The organism is Pseudofulvimonas gallinarii, assembly GCF_004343305.1.
GTDB lineage: Bacteria > Pseudomonadota > Gammaproteobacteria > Xanthomonadales > UBA2363 > Pseudofulvimonas > Pseudofulvimonas gallinarii.
Map to the genome: position 1 here is coordinate 1 of NZ_SMAF01000008.1, position 23954 is coordinate 23954.

The 23954-nt window shown below is 67.7% G+C and carries 20 protein-coding genes; 8 read left to right on the forward strand and 12 right to left on the reverse strand.

Annotated features, from left to right (window positions below):
- Positions 1-427 precede the first annotated feature (427 nt).
- A complete protein-coding gene (locus EDC25_RS07055; protein ID WP_164484084.1) occupies positions 428-1759 on the forward strand; it encodes a M23 family metallopeptidase in 1332 nt (443 codons plus the stop codon).
- An 82-nt stretch (positions 1760-1841) separates the two neighbouring features.
- Positions 1842-2957, forward strand: coding sequence for an anhydro-N-acetylmuramic acid kinase (locus tag EDC25_RS07060; protein ID WP_123522461.1), 1116 nt, complete (start codon positions 1842-1844; stop codon positions 2955-2957).
- Here the strand turns inward: EDC25_RS07060 and EDC25_RS07065 are convergent.
- Both EDC25_RS07065 and EDC25_RS07070 read right to left on the reverse strand, forming a co-directional pair.
- Entirely contained in the window at positions 2945-4273 is a 1329-nt protein-coding gene (locus EDC25_RS07065; RefSeq protein ID WP_240639671.1) for an AmpG family muropeptide MFS transporter, read from the reverse strand. The two genes, EDC25_RS07060 and EDC25_RS07065, sit on opposite strands and share 13 nt — an antisense overlap.
- Complete coding sequence (locus EDC25_RS07070) at positions 4270-5067, reverse strand: exodeoxyribonuclease III (RefSeq protein WP_123522462.1); 798 nt, start codon at positions 5065-5067, stop codon at positions 4270-4272. The genes EDC25_RS07065 and EDC25_RS07070 overlap by 4 nt, the downstream gene beginning before the upstream one ends.
- 133 nt (positions 5068-5200) lie before the next feature.
- On the opposite strand from EDC25_RS07070, the gene pyrE reads away from it, so the two are divergent.
- Together pyrE and EDC25_RS07080 are read left to right on the forward strand one after the other, a co-directional pair.
- The gene (pyrE, locus tag EDC25_RS07075) at positions 5201-5842 is read left to right on the forward strand and encodes an orotate phosphoribosyltransferase (protein WP_123522463.1); all 642 of its coding nucleotides are present in this window, start codon (positions 5201-5203) and stop codon (positions 5840-5842) included.
- A gap of 63 nt (positions 5843-5905) precedes the next feature.
- Positions 5906-6490 (forward strand): DUF4124 domain-containing protein, encoded by a 585-nt coding sequence (locus EDC25_RS07080; RefSeq protein ID WP_164484085.1) that lies wholly within the window; start codon positions 5906-5908, stop codon positions 6488-6490.
- Between the two features lie 329 nt (positions 6491-6819).
- On the opposite strand, the gene EDC25_RS07085 is transcribed toward EDC25_RS07080, so the two are convergent.
- From EDC25_RS07085 to coaBC, 3 genes are read right to left on the reverse strand one after another with little or no spacing between them, the layout of a single operon-like run.
- Positions 6820-8193 carry a phosphomannomutase/phosphoglucomutase gene (locus EDC25_RS07085; RefSeq protein ID WP_123522465.1) on the reverse strand — a complete coding sequence of 458 codons (1374 nt, stop codon included), beginning with the start codon at positions 8191-8193 and terminating at the stop codon, positions 6820-6822.
- A 38-nt stretch (positions 8194-8231) separates the two neighbouring features.
- A complete protein-coding gene (dut, locus tag EDC25_RS07090; RefSeq protein WP_123522466.1) occupies positions 8232-8687 on the reverse strand; it encodes a dUTP diphosphatase in 456 nt (151 codons plus the stop codon).
- On the reverse strand, positions 8684-9892 hold the full coding sequence (gene coaBC / locus EDC25_RS07095; protein ID WP_123522467.1) for a bifunctional phosphopantothenoylcysteine decarboxylase/phosphopantothenate--cysteine ligase CoaBC: 1209 nt from the start codon (positions 9890-9892) through the stop codon (positions 8684-8686). The genes dut and coaBC overlap by 4 nt, the downstream gene beginning before the upstream one ends.
- 96 nt (positions 9893-9988) lie before the next feature.
- Here coaBC and radC point away from each other — a divergent pair, with 96 nt between their 5' ends.
- Complete coding sequence (gene radC, locus EDC25_RS07100) at positions 9989-10663, forward strand: RadC family protein (protein WP_123522487.1); 675 nt, start codon at positions 9989-9991, stop codon at positions 10661-10663.
- Positions 10664-10886: 223 nt separating this feature from the next.
- On the opposite strand, the gene EDC25_RS07105 is transcribed toward radC, so the two are convergent.
- On the reverse strand, positions 10887-12551 hold the full coding sequence (locus EDC25_RS07105; protein ID WP_123522468.1) for a hypothetical protein: 1665 nt from the start codon (positions 12549-12551) through the stop codon (positions 10887-10889).
- Positions 12552-12754: 203 nt separating this feature from the next.
- Positions 12755-15649, reverse strand: coding sequence for a TonB-dependent receptor (locus EDC25_RS07110; RefSeq protein ID WP_164484086.1), 2895 nt, complete (start codon positions 15647-15649; stop codon positions 12755-12757).
- Positions 15650-15902: 253 nt separating this feature from the next.
- On the opposite strand from EDC25_RS07110, the gene argS reads away from it, so the two are divergent.
- Positions 15903-17660 (forward strand): arginine--tRNA ligase, encoded by a 1758-nt coding sequence (argS, locus tag EDC25_RS07115; RefSeq protein ID WP_123522488.1) that lies wholly within the window; start codon positions 15903-15905, stop codon positions 17658-17660.
- A 13-nt stretch (positions 17661-17673) separates the two neighbouring features.
- Complete coding sequence (locus tag EDC25_RS07120; RefSeq protein ID WP_123522470.1) at positions 17674-18282, forward strand: SPOR domain-containing protein; 609 nt, start codon at positions 17674-17676, stop codon at positions 18280-18282.
- 48 nt (positions 18283-18330) lie between these two features.
- Here EDC25_RS07120 and EDC25_RS07125 read toward each other — a convergent pair whose 3' ends face one another.
- Genes EDC25_RS07125 through EDC25_RS07145 form a run of 5 tightly spaced genes read right to left on the reverse strand, consistent with a single transcriptional unit; the run spans position 18331 to position 22885 of the window.
- The gene (locus EDC25_RS07125; protein ID WP_338108957.1) at positions 18331-19665 is read right to left on the reverse strand and encodes a GTP-binding protein; all 1335 of its coding nucleotides are present in this window, start codon (positions 19663-19665) and stop codon (positions 18331-18333) included.
- A 16-nt stretch (positions 19666-19681) separates the two neighbouring features.
- Entirely contained in the window at positions 19682-20227 is a 546-nt protein-coding gene (locus EDC25_RS07130; protein ID WP_123522472.1) for a YceI family protein, read from the reverse strand.
- Complete coding sequence (locus tag EDC25_RS07135) at positions 20224-20787, reverse strand: cytochrome b (protein WP_132577369.1); 564 nt, start codon at positions 20785-20787, stop codon at positions 20224-20226. Before EDC25_RS07135 ends, EDC25_RS07130 begins: the two co-directional genes overlap by 4 nt.
- The gene (locus tag EDC25_RS07140; RefSeq protein WP_123522474.1) at positions 20784-21401 is read right to left on the reverse strand and encodes a YceI family protein; all 618 of its coding nucleotides are present in this window, start codon (positions 21399-21401) and stop codon (positions 20784-20786) included. The genes EDC25_RS07135 and EDC25_RS07140 overlap by 4 nt, the downstream gene beginning before the upstream one ends.
- The gene (locus EDC25_RS07145; protein WP_164484088.1) at positions 21398-22885 is read right to left on the reverse strand and encodes a GTPase; all 1488 of its coding nucleotides are present in this window, start codon (positions 22883-22885) and stop codon (positions 21398-21400) included. The genes EDC25_RS07140 and EDC25_RS07145 overlap by 4 nt, the downstream gene beginning before the upstream one ends.
- Before the next feature lie 72 nt (positions 22886-22957).
- Here EDC25_RS07145 and EDC25_RS07150 point away from each other — a divergent pair, with 72 nt between their 5' ends.
- Positions 22958-23908, forward strand: a complete 951-nt coding sequence (locus EDC25_RS07150; protein ID WP_164484089.1) for a peptidoglycan DD-metalloendopeptidase family protein — start codon at positions 22958-22960, stop codon at positions 23906-23908.
- The last annotated feature ends 46 nt before the right edge of the window (positions 23909-23954 follow it).

The window sequence follows — 23954 nt, forward strand, 5'->3', positions numbered from 1 at the left end:
TTCGAATCCGTCAAGCGTTTTGTTCGCCGACCTTTCCGCCTGGTCCGACCCGGCCTCAACAGGCACCAGATCAGCGGGGCGCGAATCTTACGTAGAGCAGGGAGGGACTGCAAGCCCCATCGTGAACGAACTCCCCGGCCAGCTGAACGGAGCTGCTGTGCTGGTGACGTTAAAGTTAGGTTAAATCACGGATTCTGAACGAGAAATCGTTTGACGCCGCCAACTTTGGGCCTCTAAGGTTGCCCGGTCTTGCGGAGCGACGTGCGTGATGCGAGGGGTTTGGCAGCGGTGGTCCAGTCGCGCACCCGAAGTTCGCGCACAAGCCATCCGTGTCACATCACCACCGTCTGGCCGCCAGCGGCCGGCTGTCACTGCTGGAGCAGGGATGCGCGCGTTACCCATTTCCTTGAAGCACCTCCTTCGATCCATGGCGTCCTGGCGCCGTCGCCACTGGCTGGCGGTCGGCATTACCGCGACCCTCGCCATCTGTGTACTGGGCGTCCTGCCGGAGCTGGCCATCGCCAAGCGCGACGAGGCGGCCGTGTCGCTGGTCAGCGCCAATCTCGCCCTGCCTCCGGCGCCCGAACGGGCCGACCTGGAAGTCGCGACGCTCACCGCCGACGAAGTGATGAACCTGGCGATGCAGGGCGAGGCGGACGGCTGGCAGAGCGCCACGGTGGAATCGGGCGACACGCTGGGCGGCCTGTTCGCCCGACTGGGCTTCAGTGCCCGAGACCTGAACCGGGCGCTCGAAGCGCGCCAGGTCCAGGAAATCGCCAGCAAACTTCGACCTGGGAAGCGGGTTGCGTTCTATTCGGGTGAACCCGGCCGCTTGGACAAGCTGCTGTTCGACAATTCCGACCTCTCCCGCGTTCTGGTCCATCTCGACGAGACGACAGGTGTGCGTGAAGAGATCCTCGAGCGCCAACTCCAGTACCGCGTCGAGCGTGCCACCGGCGAAATCGAAAACTCCCTGTTCGGCGCAGCGGAGCAGGCCGGCCTTTCCAATGTCATGGTGCTGAAGATCGCCCGCGTGCTCGGCTACGACATCGACTTCGCCCAGGACCTGCGCATCGGCGACCGTTTCCACGTCGTCTACGAACAGGTCTATGACAACGGTGAAAAGATCCGCGACGGTGACGTGCTGGCGGTCAGCTTCATCAATCGTGGCAATCGATACGTCGCCCTGCGCCATGTGCATGCGGACGGCAAGATCGAATACTACGACCAGGACGGTCGCCCGCTCCGCAAGGACTTCCTGCGGACGCCGGTCGACTTCACCCGCATCAGCTCGCGCTTCAACCTGGGCCGCCGGCACCCGATCCTCAACCGCGTGCGCGCCCACCGCGGCGTCGACTATGCCGCGCCGACCGGCACGCCGGTCTACGCCGCCGGCGCGGGCCGAGTGCAGTTCCGCGGACGCCAGAATGGCTATGGCAACACGGTGATCATCGACCATGGCCAGGGTCACACGACGCTGTACGCCCACCTTTCCCGCTTCAACAACAACGCACGCGCCGGTCATCGCGTGCAGCAGGGCGACGTCATCGGTTATGTCGGCATGACAGGCCTGGCCAGCGGTCCCCACCTTCATTACGAATTCCGCATCAAGGGCGTGCACCGCGACCCGCTGACGGTGACGCTGCCCAAGCCGGAACCGCTGAAGGGCCGCGCCCTGGAACGGTTCCGCCAGGACACAACGGCTGTTGCCGCCCAGCTGGAACTGCTCGAAAGCTACCGTTCGCTGGCCGGAAACTGATCCCGGCGACGCGCGCACCACGCATATTTCACGGTTCCGCATCGCCGGATGCGGAACCACGCCCAGACAGGCGTGACCTGACATGCCCACCGGTCAGCTGTATGTCGGACTGATTTCCGGAACCAGTGTCGATGCCATTGACGCCGTGCTGGTGGATTTCGCCACCGGGCGTGCGCGGCTCGTGGCTGCCAGCGCGGTTCCCTACCCCACCCCGCTGCGCCACGCCCTGCTGGATCTGGCGCAGGGGGACGGCCTGACAACGCTGGACCGGCTCGGCGAGCTCGACGCACAGGTAGCGATGTGTTTTGCCGAGGCTGCCAACCGGGTGATCATCGAAGCCGGCGTGGACCGCCCGGCGATCGCCGCCATTGGCTCGCATGGCCAGACGATCTGGCACCGACCCGGTGCGGCCTATCCGTTCACCCTCCAGATCGGCGATCCCACCCGGATTGCCGAGGCCACCGGCTGTACCGTCGTCGCCGACTTCCGGCGACGCGATATGGCCGCCGGCGGACAGGGCGCCCCGCTCATGCCGGCCTTCCACGCGGCGATGATCGCGGCCGGCAACGAGCCTCGCGCCGTACTCAACCTGGGCGGCATCGCCAACCTGACCCTGCTTCCGGCCGGACGCGGCACGCCCGTGCGGGGATTCGACACTGGTCCCGCCAGTTGCCTGCTCGACGCATGGGCGCTGCGGCATCGGGGCGCACCGTTCGACCGCGACGGCCTGTTCGCCACGCAGGGCCGATGCAATGCGGGTCTTCTGGAAGCGCTGCTGGCGGAGCCGTACTTCAGCCTGCCGGCGCCGAAGAGCACGGGCCGAGAGGTCTTCAATCTTGGCTGGCTGGAGCGCCAGCTCGCGGGGCGCTCGATCGGGTGCGCCGATGTCCAGGCGACGCTGCTGGAGCTGACCGCGCGCACGGTCGCCGCGGCGCTGAAGCGGGAAATGCCGGACGCCGCACGGGTATTCGCCTGTGGCGGCGGCGTTCACAATCCTGCGCTGATGGCCGCACTGGCGCGTGCCCTGGCGCCGACATCGCTGGTCACCACCGGTGCGCTCGGCATCGACCCGGATTACGTCGAAGCCATGGGCTTCGCCTGGCTGGCGCGCGAGACGATCACCGGACGCCCCGGCAACCTGCCGGCGGTGACCGGCGCAGCCGGACCGCGGATTCTCGGCGCGATCTACCCGGCCTGACCATCCGGCGCCGCCTCGCGACCTGCGTCACCCAACGAGCGGTCGATCAGGCCAGCCCGCAGCATGAACAGGTAGAGGAATACCCCCGGCAGCGCCACCAGCGTCGTCAGCACGTAGAACTGCACGTAGCCAAGCGAGTCGATCAGACCGCCGGCGGTCGTCCCTGTGAGCAGGCGCCCGACGATGCTCGCCGCCGCCGACAGCAGGGCGAACTGTGTTGCCGTGAAGGCGAGATTGCACAGCGCCGAAAGATAGGCGACGACGACAACGCCACCGATGCCGCTGGCAAGGTTCTCGAAGCCGATGGTGAATGCCAGCAGCGCATTCGAATGCCCGACCCAGGCCAGCCACGCAAAGCTGAGGTTGGAGACCGCCATCAGGATCAACGCCAGCAGCACCGACCGCTTCATGCCGATCTGCGCATAGAGGACGCCGCCGATGAAAATGCCCGCCAGCATGGCTATGAATCCGACGCCGACGTCCCAGGTCGCGATCTCGTCGTTGGTGAACCCCAGATCATTGAGAAGCAGCCTCAGCGTGAGGTTGGCCAGCGTGTCGCCGATCTTGTGCAGCAGCACGAACAGCAGGACCAGCAACGCGCCGCGCCGGCGCAGGAATTCCGCCAGCGGGCCGGCCACCGCGTGCCAGGCCTGCCGCCAGCCGCGGCGGACGGCGACCAGCACATGCCGGGCCGGTTCGCCGACCACGATGCCGGTCAGCATCGCGGGCAAGGCGAACATGCCGCACAGCATGTAGGCCGCCGTCCAGCCGAAGCGGGTGGCGACCAGCAGTGCCAGCGAACCGGCCGCCACCGCGCCGATGCGCCAGCCGTACTGCGACATGCCGGAACCCGTGCCCAGTTGCTCCGGCCGCAGCAGCTCGATGCGATAGGCGTCGATGACGATGTCGTAGGTCGCGCCAGCGAAACCGACAGCCACCGCGGCCACCGCTGTCATGAACAGGCTGTCCCTGGGATCCAGTACCGCCAGCCAGGTGACGGCCGCGATCACCATCGTCCCGGCAAGAAGCAGCCAGGAGACGCGCTGGCCGAGCCTGCCGAGCAGCGGCAGGCGCAACGAATCGACCAACGGCGCCCACAGGAACTTGAAGTTGTAGACCAGGAACGCCAGCGAGAACGCCGTGACGCTCTTCTTGTCGATGCCGTCCTGGGCCAGACGCGTGGTCAGCGTCGCGCCGATCATGGCGAAGGGAAAACCGGACGAAATGCCCAGCATCAGGGCCGCCAGCGGCTCACGCTCCGTGTACGGACGCAGGCCGGCGGGCAGCCGGTCGCGCCAGGTGGCAGCGGCACTCACGCGAAATCGACCGTGTAGGGTGCGTGGTCGGAAAATCGCGGCTCGCGCTGCACGCCGCAATCACGCAAGCGGGTCGCTAGCGCCGGTGTGACCAGCTGGTAATCGATGCGCCAGCCGACGTTGTTGGCGCGCGCGCCGCCGCGATTGCTCCACCATGTGTATTCGACACCGTCGGGGCGCAGTTCGCGGAAGCTGTCCTTCCAGCCGTGCGCGGGTTGCGGCGACCCGTCGCCATGCGTGTCAGCGATCAGGCCGTTCAGCCACGCGCGTTCCGACGGCAGGCAACCGGAGTTCTTCTGGTTGCTCGTCCAGTTCTTGATGTCATTGCGAGCGCGCACGATGTTCCAGTCGCCGCATAGAACATAGTCTCGGCCGCTGGCCAGCCACTCGTCCAGGATCGGCCGCAGCCAGTCCATCACCTGGTACTTGTAGCCCTGCCGTTCGTCGCCCGACGTGCCCGACGGGATATAGAAGGACACCACGCTGAGGTTGCCGAAGCGCGCCTCGATGTAACGGCCCTCGTCGTCGAACGGCGCCCAGCCCAGCGAACGCCGCACCTCGTCCGGTTTCTCGCGGCTGTAGATGGCCACGCCGCTGTATCCCTTTTTCGTGCGCGCATCATGGAAGTGGCAGTGGTAGCCGGCGTGCAGGCAGGCCGAACCCGCCAGCTGGTCCTCCTGGGCCTTGGTCTCCTGCACGCACAGGATGTCGATGTCCTGGCCGGCGAACCAGTCGAAGAAGCCTTTGTTGGTGGCGGAACGGATGCCGTTGGCGTTGAAGCTGGTGATGCGCATGGAATCGTGGACGATCTGCTGCGGAGACAGTCGCCATGATGTCGGTTTTGCGGCCCACGCGACAGTCCGCCTGCCCAAGAGGTGACCGCGCGCGCCATACTTTGACACCAACGGTCACAGTTGAGCCCAGCCGATGAAGCCCTACCAGCGCCAGTTCCTTGAAGCCGCCCTGACCTGCGAGGCGCTCCGCTTCGGCGAGTTCACCCTCAAGTCGGGTCGCACCAGCCCCTATTTCTTCAACGCCGGACGGTTCGACCATGGCTGCGCGCTGGACACGATCGGCCGCTGCTACGCCGCCGCCCTGGCCGAGGATGGCCTCGCCTTCGACATGCTTTTCGGACCCGCCTACAAGGGCCTGCCGCTGGCCACGGCGCTGTCGGTCGCCCTCTGGCGCGACCAGGGCCGCGATGTCCCCGTTGCATTCAATCGCAAGGAAGCCAAGGACCACGGCGAAGGCGGCACGCTGATCGGCGCACCGCCGAACGGCCGCGTCCTGATCGTCGACGATGTGATCACTGCCGGCACCGCCATCCGCGAGTCGGTCGCGCTGATCCGCCAGGCGGGCGGCGAGCCTTGCGGCGTCGTCATCGCGCTGGATCGCCAGGAACGCGGCCAGGGCGACCTGTCCGCCGCGGACGAGGTGCGCCGCTCACTGGGCTTGCCGGTCGTGGCGGTCGCGGGTCTGGACGATCTCCTCGCCTTTATGGATGTTCGCGAGGACCTCGCCGCCCAGCGCGCGGCCGTCGCGGATTACCGGTCAAGATTCGGCTGCTGATCCAATCCAGCGCACTTGGCACGGCCGTTGCTGGTAGTGGGGCAGTCCCACAGGAGTCGTGCCGTGCGCCTCGCCCTGCTGTTTACCCTTCTGGCCCTGCTGATCCTGCCCGCGACCGCGCAGAGCACGCGCGTGTACAAGTGGCAGGACGAGCACGGAAATGTCCATTACAGCGACCGCCTGCCCAGCGACCGCACGGCCCAGAACCGTGAGGTGCTGAACGCCAATGGTGTCCGCATCAACACACTGGACACCCCGCAGTTGACGCCCATGGCTGCCGCTCAGCGTCAGGAACTGCTCAGGAACGCCCAACGTGATACGGCACTGGCGGTCACCTTCGAGAACGAAGATGCCCTCCGCCGGGTCCAGGACGAGCGAATTGCGGTCCTGCGCAGCGGGCTGACCAGCGCCCGCGCCAATATCGAGCGCATCCAGGCGTCGTTGGCCCAGCACGAGGGCGACGCGAACGCCTATATCAGCGAAGGCAAATCGGTGCCCGCCCCCATCCGGATCAACCTGGAGCGTGTGCGCCAGATGCTGGCCGAGCAGGAGGCGGAAACCGCCAAGCTGGAGCAGCGCTACAACGAAACGCTGCTGGAGCACCGCGCCGAGATCGAACGATATCGGGAGCTGGCCGGCACGCGCTGAGTGGCACCGGCCATCCAGATACTGCTGCACCAGACAGGAACAGGTTTCGCGATGTTGGGAGGCATCGCGGACACGCACGGAGGATGCGTGCGTTCATCGACCCGACGCTTCCAAGCGGCGGAGGGTCGGGGGTCCCAGGGCACGGATGCCCTGGCCCTCATTGCTGGCTGGCCGGGCACAACCGGTCCGGCTCGACTTAACCCCGTTCCCGCCGCCGGCAGACGCGGCATCGCCACGACCGCGCCGGGCGCCCGCTTCTTCTCCGGATAACGGATCGCGCCCTGGGGTTGGGGACTGTACAGCCCTGGTGTACCGCCGCGCCGCGGCGATCAGAACGGCAGCGTCAACCCGCCGTCCAGCTCATGCAACCGGGCCCGGAACGCCGACTGGATGCGCGCCAGCGCCGCCTCGTCATCGGCATCGAAGCGCAGGACGAGGCAGGGCGTCGTATTCGAGCAGCGCACCAGGCCCCAGCCGTCGGGCCAGTCGGCGCGGATGCCGTCGATGGTGCTGATCGCGGCGCCGTCAAATCGTGCCTGGGCGCTGAACCGCTCGATGAAGGCGTAATGCTCGCCTTCGCGCATGTTGATCTTCAGCTCCGGCGTACTGACGCCCTTCGGCAGACCGGCAAACACCGCTTCCGGGGTCCCGTCCTGCGCGGCCAGGATTTCCAGCAGGCGGGCGCCCGCATACAGGCCGTCGTCAAAGCCGTACCAGCGCTCCTTGAAAAAGAAGTGGCCGCTCATCTCGCCGGCCAAGGGCGCGGATTCAGCCTTCATCTTCGCCTTGATCAGCGAATGGCCGGTGCGCCACATCAGGGGCCGGCCGCCAGCGCGCTCCACCTCGGTGGCCAGGTGGCCGGTGCACTTGACGTCATAGATGATGGTCGCGCCCGGCACGCGGGCCAGCACGTCACGCGCGAACAGCATCAGGAGGCGGTCCGGATAGATCACCTCGCCATCGCGGGTGACCACGCCCAGGCGGTCGCCGTCGCCATCGAAGGCCAGGCCCAGGTCGGCGCCGGTGTCGGCCACTGCCCTGACCAGGTCTTCCAGGTTGTGCGGATCGCCCGGATCCGGATGGTGATTCGGAAAGGTGCCGTCGACGTCGCAGTACAGGGGCACCACCTCAGCGCCCAAGCCTTCGTACAGCTGCTGCGCCACGATGCCGGCAATGCCGTTGCCGGCATCGGCGACGATCTTCATCGGTCGCGCGAGCCGGATGTCGCCGGTGATGCGCGTGACATAGGCCGGCAGCACGTCCAGCTGGCGGACAGTGCCCTGCCCGTCTACATAGCGCCGGGCCTGGATGCGCTCACGAACGGCCTGGATGGCGTCGCCGGACAGCGTTTCGCCGCCGATCATGACCTTGAAGCCGTTGTAGTCCGGCGGGTTGTGGGACCCGGTCACCATGACGCCGGTGCCGTCGCCATGTTCGTGCGCCGCGTAGTACAGGACCGGCGTCGGCGCCGCGCCGATGTCGACGACCTCAAGGCCGCATTCCTCCAGGCCCCGGATCACCGCGGCCGAGAGCATCGGCCCGGACAGCCGTCCATCACGTCCGACGCAGAAGCGCTTGAGGCCGGCTTCGCGCGCCTGCGAGCCGAGCGCGCGGCCGATGTGATAGGCGGTGTCTTCGGTCAGTGAGTCGCCAACCACGCCGCGGATGTCATAGGCGCGGAAGATGCTGCTGTCGAGGGTCATGGTGTGTGTCGGTCCGGAACAGTAGGAAAGTATGCAGCTCAGCCGCGGCCGGTGTGGCCGAAACCGCCCTCGCCGCGCTCGCTCGGGGTGAACGCTTCGACCACGCGGAACGTCGCGCGCGTGACCGGCAGGAAGACCAGCTGCGCAATGCGCTCGCCGGGCTGCACCTCGTAGGGGTCGTTGCCGCGATTCCAGAGCGAAACCATCAACGGTCCCTGGTAATCGGCGTCGATCAGGCCCGTCAGGTTGCCCAGCACAATGCCGTGGCGATGGCCCAGTCCCGAACGCGGCAGGATCACGGCGCACAGGCCGGGATCACCGATGTGGATCGCCAGGCCGGTGGGTACCAGCACGCTGGCGCCCGGGGCCAGCGTCAACGGCGCGTCGATGCACGCACGCAGGTCCATGCCCGCGCTGGCTTCGGTGGCATACGCCGGCAGTTCGAAGCGGTAACCGATGCGGGAATCGAGGATCTTCAGCTCGATCTGCTTCATGCCCTGCCGTCCTTTTCCACCAGCCGGTCGACCACCACATCGAGCAGGCGCGCGGCGAGTTCGGTCTTGTCGGCCTCGCCCAGATCGATGACGGCACCGTCGGCGGCGTAGACAACCAGCGCGTTGTCCGCCACCTCGAAACCCTTGCCTTCGCCGACATGATTGGCGGCGATCAGGTCGAGGTTCTTGCGCGCCAGCTTGTCGCGCGCGTAGGACTCGACATCGCCCGTCTCGGCGGCGAATCCGACCAGCATTGGCCGCTGCCGACGCGACCCCAGCTCGCCGAGGATGTCCGGCGTCCGTTCCAGTTCCAGCGTCAACGAATCCTGGGTCTTCTTGATCTTGTCGGCCGCAAGCAGGCGCGGCCGGTAGTCGGCAACGGCGGCGGCACCGATATAGACGTCCGCGGAGCCGGCTGCCGCCAGCACCGCGTCGCGCATCTGCGCGGCACTTCTCACGTCGGTGCGGCGGACCCCGGCGGGCGTCGGCAACGCCACCGGTCCCGCGACCAGTGTGACCGATGCGCCCAGGGCGGCCGCACGGCCGGCTATCGCGAATCCCATGCGGCCGGAACTGCGGTTGCCCAGATAGCGCACCGGATCGAGATCCTCGTAGGTGGGACCGGCACTGACCAGAACGTGGCGTCCAGCCAGTCGCCCGGATCCCGGCGTTTCCAGCGCCGCGACGATCTCCATCGGTTCCGACATGCGTCCGGCGCCGACGTCACCGCAGGCCTGGTCGCCCACCCCGGGGCCGATCACCTGCGCACCGCGTTGCCGCAGCCGCTCGATGTTCGCCTGCGTCGCCGGGTGTGCCCACATCGCCTGGTTCATCGCCGGTGCCAGCCACAGCGGCGCCCGGCTGGCCAGCACGAGGGTGCCGAGCAGGTCGTCGGCCAGGCCGTTGGCCAGTTTCGCCAGCGTATTGGCGCTGGCCGGCGCGACGACGACCGCCGTGGCCCAGCGTGCCAGCTCGATGTGCCCCATCGCGGCTTCCGCCTGTGCATCCCACAACGAACTGCGCACCGGCCGTCCGGACAGGGCCTGGAAGGTCGCCTCTCCGACGAAATGACCGGCGCTTCCGGTCAGCACCACCTGCACTTCGGCGGCGCGTTCGCGCAGGCGACGCACCAGTTCGGCGGCCTTGTAGGCGGCAATGCCGCCGCAGACGCCCAGCAGGATGCGTTGGTCGGCCAAGGGGCTCACGGACGGAAAATTCCCATGCGGATGCGGGCGGTTAGCTTAGCCGATGCGTGACAGTCGCTGATGACCGCCTGCCGACCGCAGGGGGACGATGTCGCCATGACGATCCAGGACTGGCCCGAAACCGAACGCCCGCGCGAGAAACTGCTCGCCCGCGGTGCCGCGCAGCTCGGCGACGCCGAACTGCTGGCGATCCTTCTGCGCACCGGCATGCGCGGACTTGATGCCGTCGCGCTGGCGCGGCAGTTGATCGCCCGTTTCGGCGGCCTGCGCGGGCTGTTCGCAGCCGACCCGAAAGCGCTGCTTTCCGCACCCGGGATCGGCAACGGCAAGGCCTGCCAGCTGCTGGCCTGCATCGAACTGGCCCGCCGCCACCTGGCCGAGGACCTGCAGCGTGGTCCGGCGCTGCTCAATCCCGCCGACAGCGCCAGCTACCTGAAGGCGCGCCTGCGCGACTATCCCTACGAAGTCTTCGCGGTCCTTTACCTCGACACCCGGCACAGGCCGATCGCCTGCGAGGAACTGTTCCGCGGCAGCATCGACGGCGCCACCGTGCATCCACGCGAGGTGGTCCGTCGCGCCCTGGTGCACAACGCCGCCGCCGTCATCTTCGCCCACAACCATCCCTCCGGCGTGGCCGAACCCAGCGAGGCGGACCGGCTCATCACCCGGCGCCTGCAGGAGGCGCTGGCGCTGGTCGAGGTACGGGTGCTGGATCATCTGGTGATCGGTGACGGCACGCCGGTGTCACTGGCGGCGCGCGGCTGGGTCTGATCGACGCATCGACGCATGCCACACCGTCTGCCCGCGCATCCGGCACCTGGACACGACAAGGCCCGGACATGCCGGGCCCCATCGCTGACGCTGGAGAGTAATGGGTGGACCATCCCTGGGAGCCTGCGCGGCAGAAGCCGTCCGGCCTGCAAAGCCTCGAACGTTTCTACCGCGCAGGCTCCTGGCCCGGTCCGGCCGCGTCCGGCGGCCGGCAACGCTTTGCTTACTGCGCGCCCAGGCCGTAGGTCCAGCCCTTCACCCAGTCGTTGGCGCCGTCGAAGGCACCGACATAGGTGGTCGGGATGAAGAACGGATCATCCGGCGATGCGCCACCGCTGAGCAGCGGCGAACCCGCACGCGGCATGTAACCGTTGAGCTGCGGATCGCCGCTGCGGTTGCCGTTGCCGGCATTCCACAGTGCGGTGCCGTGGTTCTCGGTCGCACCACCGTCGCAGCTGCCGATGAACGAGTTGTTGAAGGTCAGGTCGCTGCCGATCAGCGCCGCAGTCGGCTCGTCCGGCACGTTCAGGCAGTTGTCGCGGAAACCGGTGATGACGACATTGCTGTAGTGACCGCCGGAGCCGCGACGGATGCGCGCGCCTTCATTGCCGTTGGGCGAGCCGATCAGGGTCAGGTTGGAGAAGGTCGGAATTGTCCGCGGCAGCACGTTCGGTGAAGAACTGTCGTTGTCGCACTCGATTCCGTTGCTGTCGCTGCCCTGGTCGCCGTTCTCCGAACCCTGCCAGACTAGGCCGAACTGCACCTTGCCCTGGAAGCCGTCGTCGCAGTCGAAAGCATCGTCGCCGACCTGCGAGGCCACGAGATAGCGGCCGTTGACGGTGCCACCGAACCACTCGAAGCCATCGTCCAGGCCACCATGGACCTGCACGTATTCGATGGTGGTGCCGGCGCCGACACCGTTCAGCGTCAGGCTGTTGAGTTCCTCGTCGGTGCGGATCTGCTCACCGGCCCAGAGGATGCGCACGTAACGCATGACGCCGCTGCTGTCGTTGACGTCGGTACCGCCGAAGGTCAGCTCCGGCACCGCCTCGAAGGCGCAGCCCAGCGGCTGGTCGGATTCGTTGCAGTAGGACTTGCCGTTGAGCACCACACCCGCCCACGAACCCGGCACGGCTTCCGGACCCGTGAAGGTGATCGGCTGGCTGCGCGTGCCTTCGGCGAAGATCTTGCCGCCGGCCTTGACCGCCAGGAAATCCGGCACCGGGGTACCGCCACCGACCAGGATCGTGCCCGGCGCGATGTTCAGCACGCCACCGTCTTCCACGGTGACCTGGCCGTTGATCCGGTACCGCTTGCCCGGACGCAGGCTGAGCGTGCCGGTGATCGACGCCGGCAGCGCACAATCGCTGCCCTGTGCGGTGGTCCCGGCCGGGCACTGCGTCACCAGCGTTTCGCAGGCGCCACCGTTGCCGGTGTAGGGCTGCAACGCATACGTCACCGGGCTCATGCCGCTGCCGGCGTTGGGCTGCAGGGCCACGGACATGCTGGAACAGCCGTTGACGGTGATCGTCGCATTGCCCAGCACTTCGGTCAGCACCGCCGCCGGATTGTGGTCGTTGCCGAAGCTGCCACCCGAGGAGCGGCCGAACTGCGCCTGGATGGTGTTGGTGGTTTCGTCGATCACGCCGGACTGCACGATCAGCCACTCCGGCTCACCGGCGTTGAAGGTGTACAGCGACAGGAACATCACGCCCTTGCCAATTTCCGACGTCGGCACGTAGTCGACCAGCGCGCCGCGGCCGGCTTCGTCCGGATTCCACCAATGACCGTCCAGTTCATTGGACAACAGGACCGCCGCGTTCGCACCACTGGCCAGAAAGCCCAGGGACAACGCGACCGGCAGGGATTTGCGCAGGTTGCTCGCCATTACGAATACCTCGTTGGTTTCAGGACTGCGCGGCCTGTAACAGGCCGCATGGGGACTTCGCCAAGGTATCGGCCGGATGTTTCGGTCCGGTTGCATGCGTATGTCTGTATTGCGACAGCGCTGCAGACGCTCGTCCGAACGCAGCCTGCACACGCCTCGTCCTGCCGGGCTGAAGCGGCGAAGCAAACATTGCGACAACGCGCTTACCAGCTCCATTCCACCGACAAGGTGACATCACGACCCTTGTCGTAGACGCGATACGGCAGGCCGCCCTGCGTGTACTCCACCGGCTCGCCGAGCAGGTTGCGCAGGCGCAGCGACCAGCGCCAGTGCTCGCCCAGACGCTGCCGCCAGACGAAGTCGAGCTGGTGGAGCGGTTGCTCGTAGATGTCCGGCAGGCCACGCGTGCCGACGCCGGCAATGCGTTCACCGAATACGTTGTAGAGCAACGTCGCCTCGGCGCGGCCATCGGGTTTGCGCCAGCCCAGCTGCACGTTGGTGACGTAGCGCGACTGGCCCTGCAACGGGCGATTGTCGGTGGTCTGATTGCCCAGCACGTCCTTGCCCAGTTCGATTTCCGAATCGATCCAGGTGTAGTTGAAGGCCAGGTACAGATCGTCCCAGGGAATACCGCCCAGCCAGCCGGACTCGAACGCCGACCAGCGCCTGAGCGCGCCCAGGCTGCGCACGTAGTCCAGCTCGATCCCGTAATTGGTCGCTTCCCTGGCGTTGCGTGGCTCGCGCAGGTCGCCGGTGCCGGGCACGCGGACGATTTCGATGGGATTCTCGAACTCCTTGAGGAAACCGGCGACCGACAGCGCCTCGCCTTCGGAGAAGTAGTATTCCCAGCGCAGGTCGTAGTTCTTCAGGTACGCCGGTTGCAGGTTCGGATTGCCCTGCATGGTCGCGTCAGTGACCGGATCGGTGTACGGCGAGCGGGTCAACTCGCGGAAATCCGGACGCGACAGCGTTTCGCTGTAGCCAAGTCGCACTTGCGCATTGTCGCTGTACGACCAGGTGAAGGTGCCGGCCGGCAAGGTGTCGCCGTGGTCGATCAGCGCCACCTCCGGCGGCGTATCCGGCGCGAACGGCTGGAAGGTGGTGACCTCCTGCCGGTTGTCCTCGCGGCGCACGCCCAGGTTGAGGCGGTAGCGGTCGGCAAAGGCGATGTCGACGCTGAGGTAGCGGCTGTCCAGTTCCTGGGCTGCGGCATAGACGTCGGTAGGCTGAAAGGCATCCTCGAGCACCACCAGCGCCGGATCGATGCCGATGAACCCGGGTGTCAGCAGGTCTTCGATATGGTCGATGCCGGCAATCAGCGGACTGGCACCGGTGCGGAACAGGTAGCGGCGGATCCACGAATCGCGATCGCGCTCCAGGCGGCCGGCGCCGGCATCGATGGTCAGGGCCAGATCGTCGGTCAGCTGCAGCGGCAACGACAGGCCGATGGCCAGCTCCTCGGCACTGTCGTCCAGGCGCGCGCTGCGCTGGCGGTTGCCCTGGCTGCCACGCACCAGCCGCCAGCTGGAGGTGTCGGCGCGCCAGGCGTTGCGGTATTCGCGGGTGTTGGGTTCGATGCGCGAGGCATCCGAGCGCGTGTAGGCCCAGTTGGCGCTGAAGTAGCTCAGCGACGGAAACTCGTGTTGGCCGCTGAACTGCTTGACCAGCAACTCGTTCTCCAGCCATTCCAGCTGGTGGTTCTGGATCCGGTCGCTGGGCTCGGTGTCGTAGCCTTCGTCGATGCGCACATCGTCGGTGGTCTGCCGCAGCAGCATGAAGGCAGAGTCGATGCGGTGGTTGCCGCCGAAGTCGACACCGGCGGTAACCAGTGCCGAGCTGTCGATGGCGCGCTCGGTGCGTTCGCGCTCGAAGGCCTCGGTCGGCGTCGGGCTGACCACGCCGTCGATGACCGGATACTTGCGCAGTGTCTCCTCGCGGTTGTCCCAGCTTTGCGCGTGGCGCAGCGCGGCGCTGTAGCCGAAGCGGATGTCGTCGCCGAAGGAGTCACCAATACTCAAGGCGAGCGTGCCGTTCGGCCCCAGGTTCCGGTCGCGAGGCGTGTAACCCTGCGCTGCCAGCGCCTCTGCGGCGCGCTCGCGCTCGGCGGGCGACAGGTCCGAAAGACGCCCGCCCAACAGCGCCGCCGGCATGTCGCGGCTGCCATCGTCGCGGCCGCTCCAGTCGCGGTCGCCACCGCGGTAACCCAGGCCGTCATGGCCTGTCGTGCCCTCGGCATAACCCAGCGAGGTCGATGCACGCAGCCGGAAACTGTCCGGATAAGAGCGCGTGCGCAGCTGCACCGTGCCGCCACCGAACTCGCCGGGCATGTGCGCCGAATAGGTCTTCTGCACCTCGACGCTGTCCAGCACATCGGTCGGGAACAGGTCGATGGGCACCACGCGGCGGGTCGGATCCGGCGATGGCACCTGGGCGCCATTCAAGGTGACGGCCGAATAGCGCTCTCCCAGGCCGCGCACGTAGATGAACTTGCCATCGACCAGGGTCAGGCCGGTGACGCGCTTGAGTGCGGCCGCGGCATCGCTGTCGCCGGCGCGCGAGATCTGTTCGGCGCTGATGGAATCCACCACCTGCGCCGAATAGCGGCGATCCAGGGCGACGGCGGCGGAACTGCCTTCGCGCACCACCTGTTCCTCGACCTCGATGGTGTCCAGGTGCTGCTCTTCGGCTTCATCGACGACCCCGGCCAGCGTTGCCGCAGCGTCGGCAAGAACGATGTCCCGAGTGGTGACTTCACCGGCGGCGACCGGCACATCGGCGAAGCGCTGCTCGGCCAACCCATCGGCGCGCACCAGCAGCGTGTAGTCACCCGGCAGCAGCTCGATGGTGTAGCGGCCGTCTTCGCCGGTCAGGGCGAAGTGGTCGGTGCCCTCCACCAGCACTTCCGTGAAGGACAGCGGCGTGCCGTCGGCCGCCGTGACCTGGCCGACCAGCCAGACCGGCGACGCCTCGGCGGTCTGCATCATCGCCGTGACAGCTTTGGCCTGCGCCAGCGTTGCCGGCCATGCCGCGACATCCTGGGCCAGGGCAATGCGGATGCTGGCTGCCAGCACGGCAACCGTGAGGGTGGGTCGGATCATGGGCGTTCTCGGTCGGGACAAGGGCCGAACAAAGCCCCGGCAAGATGGATCGGCCGGCGCGCCCGCTCGGACTTCAGCGATGCGCGGCACTGTATGTCGGAGATGTTTCGGCTTTATGACGGGTCGCCCGGACGCGGACGATCCCGGCGGGGTGCGCTGGTCGCCAGGCGTGGCTGCGACACGATGACCCGACCCGGATGGCCGGTGGCGGATGCAGCTACAATACCGCATTGCACAACACAATGCCCCGCCCGTGAAAGACAGCCTGCACGCCCTGTTCGACCAGGCCCTGGCCAGCCTGGCCAGCGCCCGCGAAATCTCCACCGCGACCGTGCCCTTCGCCATCGAGCGCAGCCGCGACGGTGCCCACGGCGATTTCGCCTGCAACGCCGCCATGGTCAATGCCAAGGTCTTCGGGCAGCCGCCGCGCGCCATCGCACAGGCACTGGTCGAAGCGCTGCCGGCGCATCCGGGTGTGGAGCGGGTGGAGATCGCCGGCCCCGGCTTCATCAATATCTTCCTGAAAGCCGACGCGCGCCACGCCGTGGTCGCGCAGGTGCTGGAGCGCGGCGACGCCTACGGCCGGGTCGCGCCGGGCCGCGGCGAGAAGATCACCCTGGAGTTCGTCTCCGCCAATCCCACCGGCCCGCTGCATGTCGGCCACGGCCGCGGCGCCGCCTATGGCGCGACGCTGGGCAACCTGCTGGCCGCCGCCGGCCACGATGTGCAGCGCGAGTATTACGTCAACGACGCCGGCCGGCAGATGGACATCCTCGGCACCTCGACCTGGCTGCGTTACCTGGAACAGCTCGGCGAGCCCTTGCGTTTCCCCGACAATGGCTACCGCGGCGACTACATCAACGCCATCGCCAGCGACCTGGTCGAACGCGCCGGCGAGCGTTTCCGCCAGCCCTGGGCGACCGTGGCCGAGGGCTTGCCGGCCGATGAGGGCCAGGGCGGCGACAAGGAAGCGCATATCGACGCCATCGTCGCCCGCGCCAAGGCGCTACTGGGCCCGGAAGGCTACGGCGTGTTCTTCGACGCCGCGCTGGAGACCATCCTGGCCGACATCCGCGAGGACCTGGCCGGATTCGGCGTTACCTTCGACAACTGGTTCTCGGAACGCTCGCTGGTGTATTCCGGTGCCATCGATCGCGCCCTGAAGCAACTCGACGACGGTGGCCACCTGTACGAGAAGGATGGCGCGCTGTGGTTCCGCGCGACCACCTTCGGCGACGAGAAGGATCGCGTCGTGCGCCGCGAGAACGGCGCGCTGACCTATTTCGCCTCCGACCTGGGCTACCTCAACAACAAGTTCGAGCGCGGCTACACGCGCGCCCTTTACCTGTTCGGCGCCGACCACCATGGCTACATCGCGCGCCTGAAGGCGGCCGCGCAGGGGCTGGGCCACGATCCGGAGCGCATCGAGATCCGCCTGGTGCAGTTCGCCGTGCTCTATGAAAACGGCGAGAAGATCCAGATGTCGACGCGCTCGGGCCAGTTCGTGACCCTGCGCGACCTGCGCCGCGATGTCGGCAACGATGCCGCGCGCTTCTTCTATGTCATGCGCGGCAACGACCAGCACCTGGATTTCGACCTGGCGCTGGCGCGCGAGCAGTCGAGCAACAACCCGGTCTACTACCTGCAGTATGCGCACGCGCGCATCGCCAGCCTGTTCCGGCAGGCGCAAGGCAAGGGCGTGCAATGGAACCGCAACGCCGGCCTGGCGGCGCTGGACCAGCTGTCCACCGGCACAGAAGCCGCCGTCATGACGGCGCTGTCGCGCTATCCGGAATGGATCGCGGCGGCCGCCGAACAGCGCGCGCCGCAGCTGGTGGCCAACGGCCTGCGTGAACTGGCCATGGCCTTCCATGCCTTCTACAACGCCGAACCCATCCTTGCCGCGGATTCACCGCTGCGCGATGCGCGCCTTGCGCTGAGCGCAGCCGTCAAGCAGGTACTGGCCAACGGCCTGGCGCTGCTCGGCGTGAGCGCGCCGGACTCGATGTAACAGGATCGACACCATGGCACGACGCACCTCCCACGCCCGCCGTGGCAAATCCGGCAATGGCATTCCCGCCTGGCTCTGGCTGGTCGCCGGCATCGCACTCGGCCTCGGCCTCGCCCTGGCGGCGATCTACGGCGGCATCGCACCCAGCCTGAGGCAGTCGCCCGACATGCCGCAGCCGGCTGCCGCCAGCCGTGCACCGGCCGGAGATGCCGCCGAGGCGCCGCCCACCGGCACCGGCAAGCCGCGTTACGATTTCTATACCGTGCTGCCGGAAATGGAAGTGCTGATCCCGGATTCGGAACTGCGCGAACAGGTGCGCGCCGAAACGCCGGCCACCGGAACCGCCGCGGTTGCCCCGGTTGCTCCGCCCGAGACCGTCACCGCCGTCCGCTACCGCCTGCAGGCCGGTTCGTACCGCGATCCGCGTCCGGCCGAGGAAGCCAAGGCCCGCCTGGCACTGCTGGGCATCACGGCGACGGTGCAGTCGGTCAACGTCAACGGCGCGACCTACCACCGTATCTATGTCGGCCCCTTCAACAGCGCCGCCGAAGTCGAACGCGTCAAGCAGCAGCTGGCCGACAACGGCGTTCAGGCGATCACCGTCAAGGAAGCTTCGCCCTGAGCTCACGCGGCATCAGTGCCGCGTGATGTCGCCGCGCTGAAAGACTTCTCAACGCCGCAGCCGTGAAAGGATTTCGCTGCGCGCCTCGCGCAGCACGGACTGGCGATCGAGTTGCGCGACGATGTCGCGCACGACCTGCTTTGGACCCTGCGCGCCCCAGCTCTTGCCCTGCCGCAGGTAATGTTCCACGACGCGCCCGGTGATCAGTGTCGCGTACCACGCGAGCGCACCCTGCGCACCGCCAGTCACCACGGTCGACAGCCCGGCGCTGACGACCTTCAACGCCGACGCCGCGACGTGGATGCCCCAGATGCCGGCCATCAGCGCAGCCACCTGTGCCGCGACCGTCGCGATCAGACGCGCCGCTTCGCGGCGGCTCAGCGGCAGGCCATATACACGGCCAAGATGGACCACGAGCGCAACGTCGAGGCCGGCCGCCGCGACCAGGTCGGCCACGGGCACCGGATTCAGCGCCACCGCAACGCCCTTGGCGATGCAGTAGCCCCGGATCACCTTGGCCGCCTGCTCGCGGCGCAGTGAGAGGATGCGCGCCGACACCTGGTCGGTAAGCCGCCCGGCGAACAGTCCCGCATTCAGGGCCGCCAGCGTGCGCCCTTCACGGTCGAGGATGTCGAGCAGGCGCGCCTGCAGCGCGGCGATCTGCGGCTCCGCCGCAACCCGCGTGCGCACTTCCTCACCTCGCGGGTCGATGCGCACGCGCGCTCTTGCCGGCGGCTGCGCCGCGACCGCGAGCACGTTCTCGGGCACGATGCGTCCCTGTACGTAGCCACGCAGCTGCCCGAGCAGGCGCGCCTGTTCGTCGGCGCTGTAGCGATCGGCCTTGTTGAGCACCAGCAGCATCGGGCGCTGCTCGGCCGCGAGTCGCTGCAGCGCTTCACGCTCGGCGCGCACCGGGTCGCCTTCGACCACGAAGATCACCAGGTCGGCGCGACCCGCCACTTCGTACGCCAGTCGTTCGCGCGCATCGCCGTCGAGTTCGTCGATGCCGGGCGTATCGATCAGGACAACCTTGCCGGCGCCAGCTTCCTGCCAGTCGGCGAGACTGTGCACCTGCGTCGTGCCATGCAGCACGCCGACCTCGAAAAGCGGGCGGCCGGCGAGTGCGTTGAGCAGCGCCGACTTGCCGACGCTGACCCGCCCGAACACGGCGATGTGGATGTCGCCGCGCTCAAGCTTGCCGAGCAGGCGTTCGACTTCAGCGAAGTCCGCGGCCAGCTGTGCGCGGATCGCCGCGGGGATCGTCGGATCGTCACGCAGCGCCGCCAGACTGTCCCGGGCCCGGGCACCATGGCGCCCACCCGCACTCTCCGCCGGCGCGGCACCCGGCGATGTAGCGCTGCGGCCGCCTCGGCGCCAGGGCACTTTCAAGCAGCGGCTCTCAACGCGTCAACGGCAGGTCGACAGCGACCTTGACCGCGTTGGCGATCAGGTCGGTGTCCGCCCAGTCACCGGTGCCGACGTCGAAATCCAGCCGCTTCAGCGTGACATCCGCGGTCAGCCGAGCGCTGTCGCCATCGATCACGAAACGGAAGGGAAATGGCACGCGCACGGTCTTGCCACGCAGCGTCAGTTCCCCGTCCGCTTCGTAGCTGTCGGGCCCGGTGCTGCGGAAGGTGCGCGCGATGAACAGGGCCTGCGGAAAGCCGCGACTGTCGAAGAATTCCTCGCCGTGCATGGTCGAGTCGTATTCCTCGTTGCCGGTGCGGGCACTGGCGACGTCGACCTGGACTTCGAACCGCGCGCTGTCCAGTGCCTCCGGATCGAAGCGGATCACCGGCTCGAAACGGTCGAAGCGGCCGTCGAAGGCTTCGCCCATGTAGGCGCCGGTAAAAGTGAGCGACCGTTCGGCCCCGGCACGCCAATCCCGGGCCAGCGCCTGGGTGGATGCGAACAGGACGGTGCAGGCAAGCAGCAGGCGGATCATCGACGGTTTCTCCTGGAGCGCGGCAACATGCTGCGCAGCACGTTGTCGCGATTGACAAAATGATGCTGGAGGGCGGCGCCGGCGTGCATGAGCAGCACGATGACCAGCACGATCAGTCCAGCAAAATGCAGACCGCCGGCGAGCGCCTTGAGTTCCGCACTGCGTTCCACCAGCGCCGGCACCTTGAACTGGCCGAACCACTGCAGCGGGAAACCGGACGCGGAATTGTAGAGCCAGCCGGTCAGCGGCATTCCGATCAGCACCACGTACAGCGCCACGTGCGAGAACGACGCAGCAAGATGCTGCCAACGCGGCATCGGCGGCAGCAGCGGCCGACCGCGGTCGAGCAGCCGGATCAGCAGGCGCAGCAGCGCCAGGACGAGGATGGTCAGGCCGACGGACTTGTGCAGCGTGTACAGGCGGATGCGTTCCACCGGCGTGAAGTCGCCGTATTTCATCACCAGTCCCATCACCGCCATGGCGATCACCGCCAGCGCCAGCAGCCAGTGCAGCAGCTTGATCGGGGTGCTCCAGTCCTGCGCCGTATTGCGCCAACTCATTTCGGAATCTCCTGTTGCTGTCCGCTGGAGGCCACATCGGGCGGATCCGCCACCTGCGCTTCCAGTTCGATGATCACCTCGACACGGTCGCCGATCAATGTCCGGTACCGATCCATGCCGAAGTCGTGACGCGACACCTGGCCGCGCGCACTGACGCCGAGGCGTCGCTTCATGGTCAGGGAAAATCGGCGCAGGTCGTTGACGGTGAACTCGAACACGACCGGCCGGCTGATGCCACGGATCGTCAGGTCACCATGCAGCCGGCCATGTTGTCCGTCGAGTACCTCGACCCGCGTCGACACCAGGCAGACCTCGGGGTGCGCGCGCTGGTCGAAGAATGCCGGCCGTTGCAGCGCCCTTGTCCAGTCTGCATCGCCCATGTCCAGGCCAGACACCGGCAGGCAGATCTCGATCCGGCTGTTGCGCCAGTCGTCGGCATCGAACCACAGGCCACCCTGCACGGGCCGGAACTGGCCGAGGCTGCGCGAGAAGCGCGCATGCTCGACGAAGAACAGCACCCGGGTATGCAACGGATCGATCGCGAACCATTCCGGCGCGGCCTGCAAGGTCGGCGACGCAGACAGCAGCAGGGCCACCGCAACGATACGGATCATGCCGGGCCCTTCGGATCGCGCGACGGACGGACGGTCTCCACGACCACGTCGCGCAGCACGCCGAGCACACGCGGCGCCGGCACCTGGCGCAGGCGATCGGCGAACGCCTGCGCCGCCGCTTCGCCGTCGAGCCGGCCGGCCTCGGCGAGCGTCTGTGCGACGGCCTTGCCGAGGCTGTCGAAGATCATGCCATAGGCCACCGCATGCGCGAGGCCGCCGCCCAGCGTGCCCAGGCCGGGAAACGCCTTGGCGGCATTGCCGGCGATGGCCAGCACGACGGCCGTCGTCGTGCGCAACGTGCGGCCGGCGCGATCGATCAGCGCATCGATGTCGATCTGCCGCACCGTTGTCTCGTAAAGGGACGCCAGTTCGCGGACCAGACCCGTGCCCAGCGCGCCCTGGATGACCAGGTCGCTGCCCGGCGCCACCGCTGCCAGCGCGCCCACCACCGCACGCCGCGTGTATTTCGCCACCACCGCCTCGGCCAGTTCGCTGCGTCGGCGCGTCTCGACTTCGCCCAGTTGCTGGTCCAGGCCCTTGAGGACGGCATGCTGGCGCGCTGCTTCGAAGGCGCCGGCGCCCGCTGCCAGGCGGCGCGACAGCACGCCCGTCAGCGGCTTGACATGCGGCGGCCGCGGCCGGCGCTGCACGACGATGCCCGCGGCGGTTTCCACTTCCACCTCTTCCTCGCCGCCCGCGCTGACGGCGACCACCTCGCAGCCGCTGCGTTCGGCCAGGCGCCCAAGCAACCGCCGGGTTTCGTCGGCGCTGTAGCGGTCAGCCTGGTTCAGCACCAGCAGGACGGGCTTGCCGAAGGCCCGCAGCCAGTCGACTTCAGCGGCTTCGCTGCGGCCGAGGTCGCCGCTGCACAGGTACAGCACCCAGTGCGCACGCAGGACTTCAGCGCGGGCCAGCGCTTCGCGCCCGGCGTCTTCCTGGCTGCCGGGCACATCCGCCAGCACCAGCTCGCGACCATCCGGCAGCGTCCCGCGGTAATGATGGACGACCTGCGTGGTGCCACCGATGACGTCGCTGGCCGTATCGGCGCCGGGCACCAGCGCACGGATCAGCGCGCTCTTGCCAGCGTTGATGGCGCCGAAGACCGCGACGTGCAGCTCGCCACTGGCGGCACGCGCGTCGAGGTCGGTCAGTTCATCATCCACCGCCGGCACCGCGGTCTCCAGCTCCAGCAGGCGCGCGGCCCGCTGCTGGATGCGTTCGCGCGTGACCGGTTCGACAGCCCGCGGCGTCGCCCGGGTGCGTCGCCGCCGCAGGAGTCGCCAGCCGAGCCCGGCGATCACCACGGCCGCCAGCGACAGTAGCGAGATGTACAGGTAACGGAACCCGGCGGGCAAAGCCTGCAGGCGCTGCCAGACCGACAGGGCGGTATCGACGGTCAGCAGCGCCAGGAGCAGCGCACCGCCCACCGCCGCGGCAAGCAGCGCGAAAAGCAACCAGCGGATCAGCGTGGAAACGGGAGGCACGCCGGCATGGTAGCCGCTGCCGCCGGACGCGTCTTGAACGGCTGCGATACCGCCACTAAGGTTTCCCGGGCCATGACCGCTGCCCTTACCCTGCCGAGATCCGCGCTGGTCGCAATGCTGGCGCTGGGTTTGTCGGCGCCCCTGTCGGCGAAGCAGCTGTACGAATACGTCGATGCCAATGGCATCCGGCATTTCACCGATACGCCGCCGCAGACCGACGCGCCGGTCAAGGCGACGCGCATCCAGGTCGACAACAAGCCGCTGGTCCGCCTGGAAACCCGCGACGTCGACGGCCGGTCCGGCCGCATCATCGTGCACAACCTCAGCGCCGGACCGGTCGAAGTGGATGTGGAACTGCGCGAGGCCGTCAATGTCGACGCCGATCCCCCGCTCCCGCGCCGTTTCGTGCTTGGCCATGCCGGCGAACACGCGCTGGCCGTGGTCTCGACACGCGACCGCAGCAAGGATGCCGCCTTCCAGGTCTCGGTGAATGCGGTGCCCGGCGATCCCCGTTCGCAACCCGATCCGCTGGTGCATTACCGGCTGCCCTTTCCGGCCGGCACGCGCTATCTGGTCAGCCAGGGCTTCGGCGGTGGATACAGCCACACCGACGAACAGAACTTCCATGCCGTCGACCTCGGCGTGGCCGAAGGCACGCCGATTCTCGCCGCGCGCGATGGACTGGTGGTCGAAGTGGAGCGCGACTTCTATGAATCCGGCGCCGACCGCAGCCGCCTTGCCGCACGCGCGAACATGGTCCGCGTCCTGCACGAGGACGGCACCATGGCCGTCTACGCACACCTGGCCTACGAAAGCACGCTGGTGACGCCGGGCAGCGTTGTCCTGGCCGGACAACGCATAGGCTCGGCGGGTGCGACCGGATTTGCGACCGGCCCGCATCTGCATTTCGTCGTCCAGCGCAATGCCGGCATGCGGCTGGTCTCGATCCCGTTCAGGTTTTCCGAGGCAGACGGCGCACCGTATACACCGGAAAGAAGCCGCGGCTGGCTGCGCGTACCCTGAGCCGTAAAACCCGTAGCGATAATCGGGGATAGAATCCATCCTCCCG

Bases quoted from the DNA above. Each gene is read 5' to 3' on its own strand.
- EDC25_RS07085 (WP_123522465.1), bottom strand. From the start codon at position 8,193: ATGACCCTCGACAGCAGCATCTTCCGCGCCTATGACATCCGCGGCGTG.
- dut (WP_123522466.1), bottom strand. From the start codon at position 8,687: ATGAAGCAGATCGAGCTGAAGATCCTCGATTCCCGCATCGGTTACCGC.
- EDC25_RS07135 (WP_132577369.1), bottom strand. From the start codon at position 20,787: ATGAGTTGGCGCAATACGGCGCAGGACTGGAGCACCCCGATCAAGCTG.
- EDC25_RS07110 (WP_164484086.1), bottom strand. From the start codon at position 15,649: ATGATCCGACCCACCCTCACGGTTGCCGTGCTGGCAGCCAGCATCCGC.
- EDC25_RS07055 (WP_164484084.1), top strand. From the start codon at position 428: ATGGCGTCCTGGCGCCGTCGCCACTGGCTGGCGGTCGGCATTACCGCG.
- EDC25_RS07140 (WP_123522474.1), bottom strand. From the start codon at position 21,401: ATGATCCGTATCGTTGCGGTGGCCCTGCTGCTGTCTGCGTCGCCGACC.
- pyrE (WP_123522463.1), top strand. From the start codon at position 5,201: ATGAAGCCCTACCAGCGCCAGTTCCTTGAAGCCGCCCTGACCTGCGAG.
- EDC25_RS07070 (WP_123522462.1), bottom strand. From the start codon at position 5,067: ATGCGCATCACCAGCTTCAACGCCAACGGCATCCGTTCCGCCACCAAC.
- EDC25_RS07150 (WP_164484089.1), top strand. From the start codon at position 22,958: ATGACCGCTGCCCTTACCCTGCCGAGATCCGCGCTGGTCGCAATGCTG.
- EDC25_RS07130 (WP_123522472.1), bottom strand. From the start codon at position 20,227: ATGATCCGCCTGCTGCTTGCCTGCACCGTCCTGTTCGCATCCACCCAG.
- EDC25_RS07105 (WP_123522468.1), bottom strand. From the start codon at position 12,551: ATGGCGAGCAACCTGCGCAAATCCCTGCCGGTCGCGTTGTCCCTGGGC.
- EDC25_RS07120 (WP_123522470.1), top strand. From the start codon at position 17,674: ATGGCACGACGCACCTCCCACGCCCGCCGTGGCAAATCCGGCAATGGC.
- radC (WP_123522487.1), top strand. From the start codon at position 9,989: ATGACGATCCAGGACTGGCCCGAAACCGAACGCCCGCGCGAGAAACTG.
- EDC25_RS07060 (WP_123522461.1), top strand. From the start codon at position 1,842: ATGCCCACCGGTCAGCTGTATGTCGGACTGATTTCCGGAACCAGTGTC.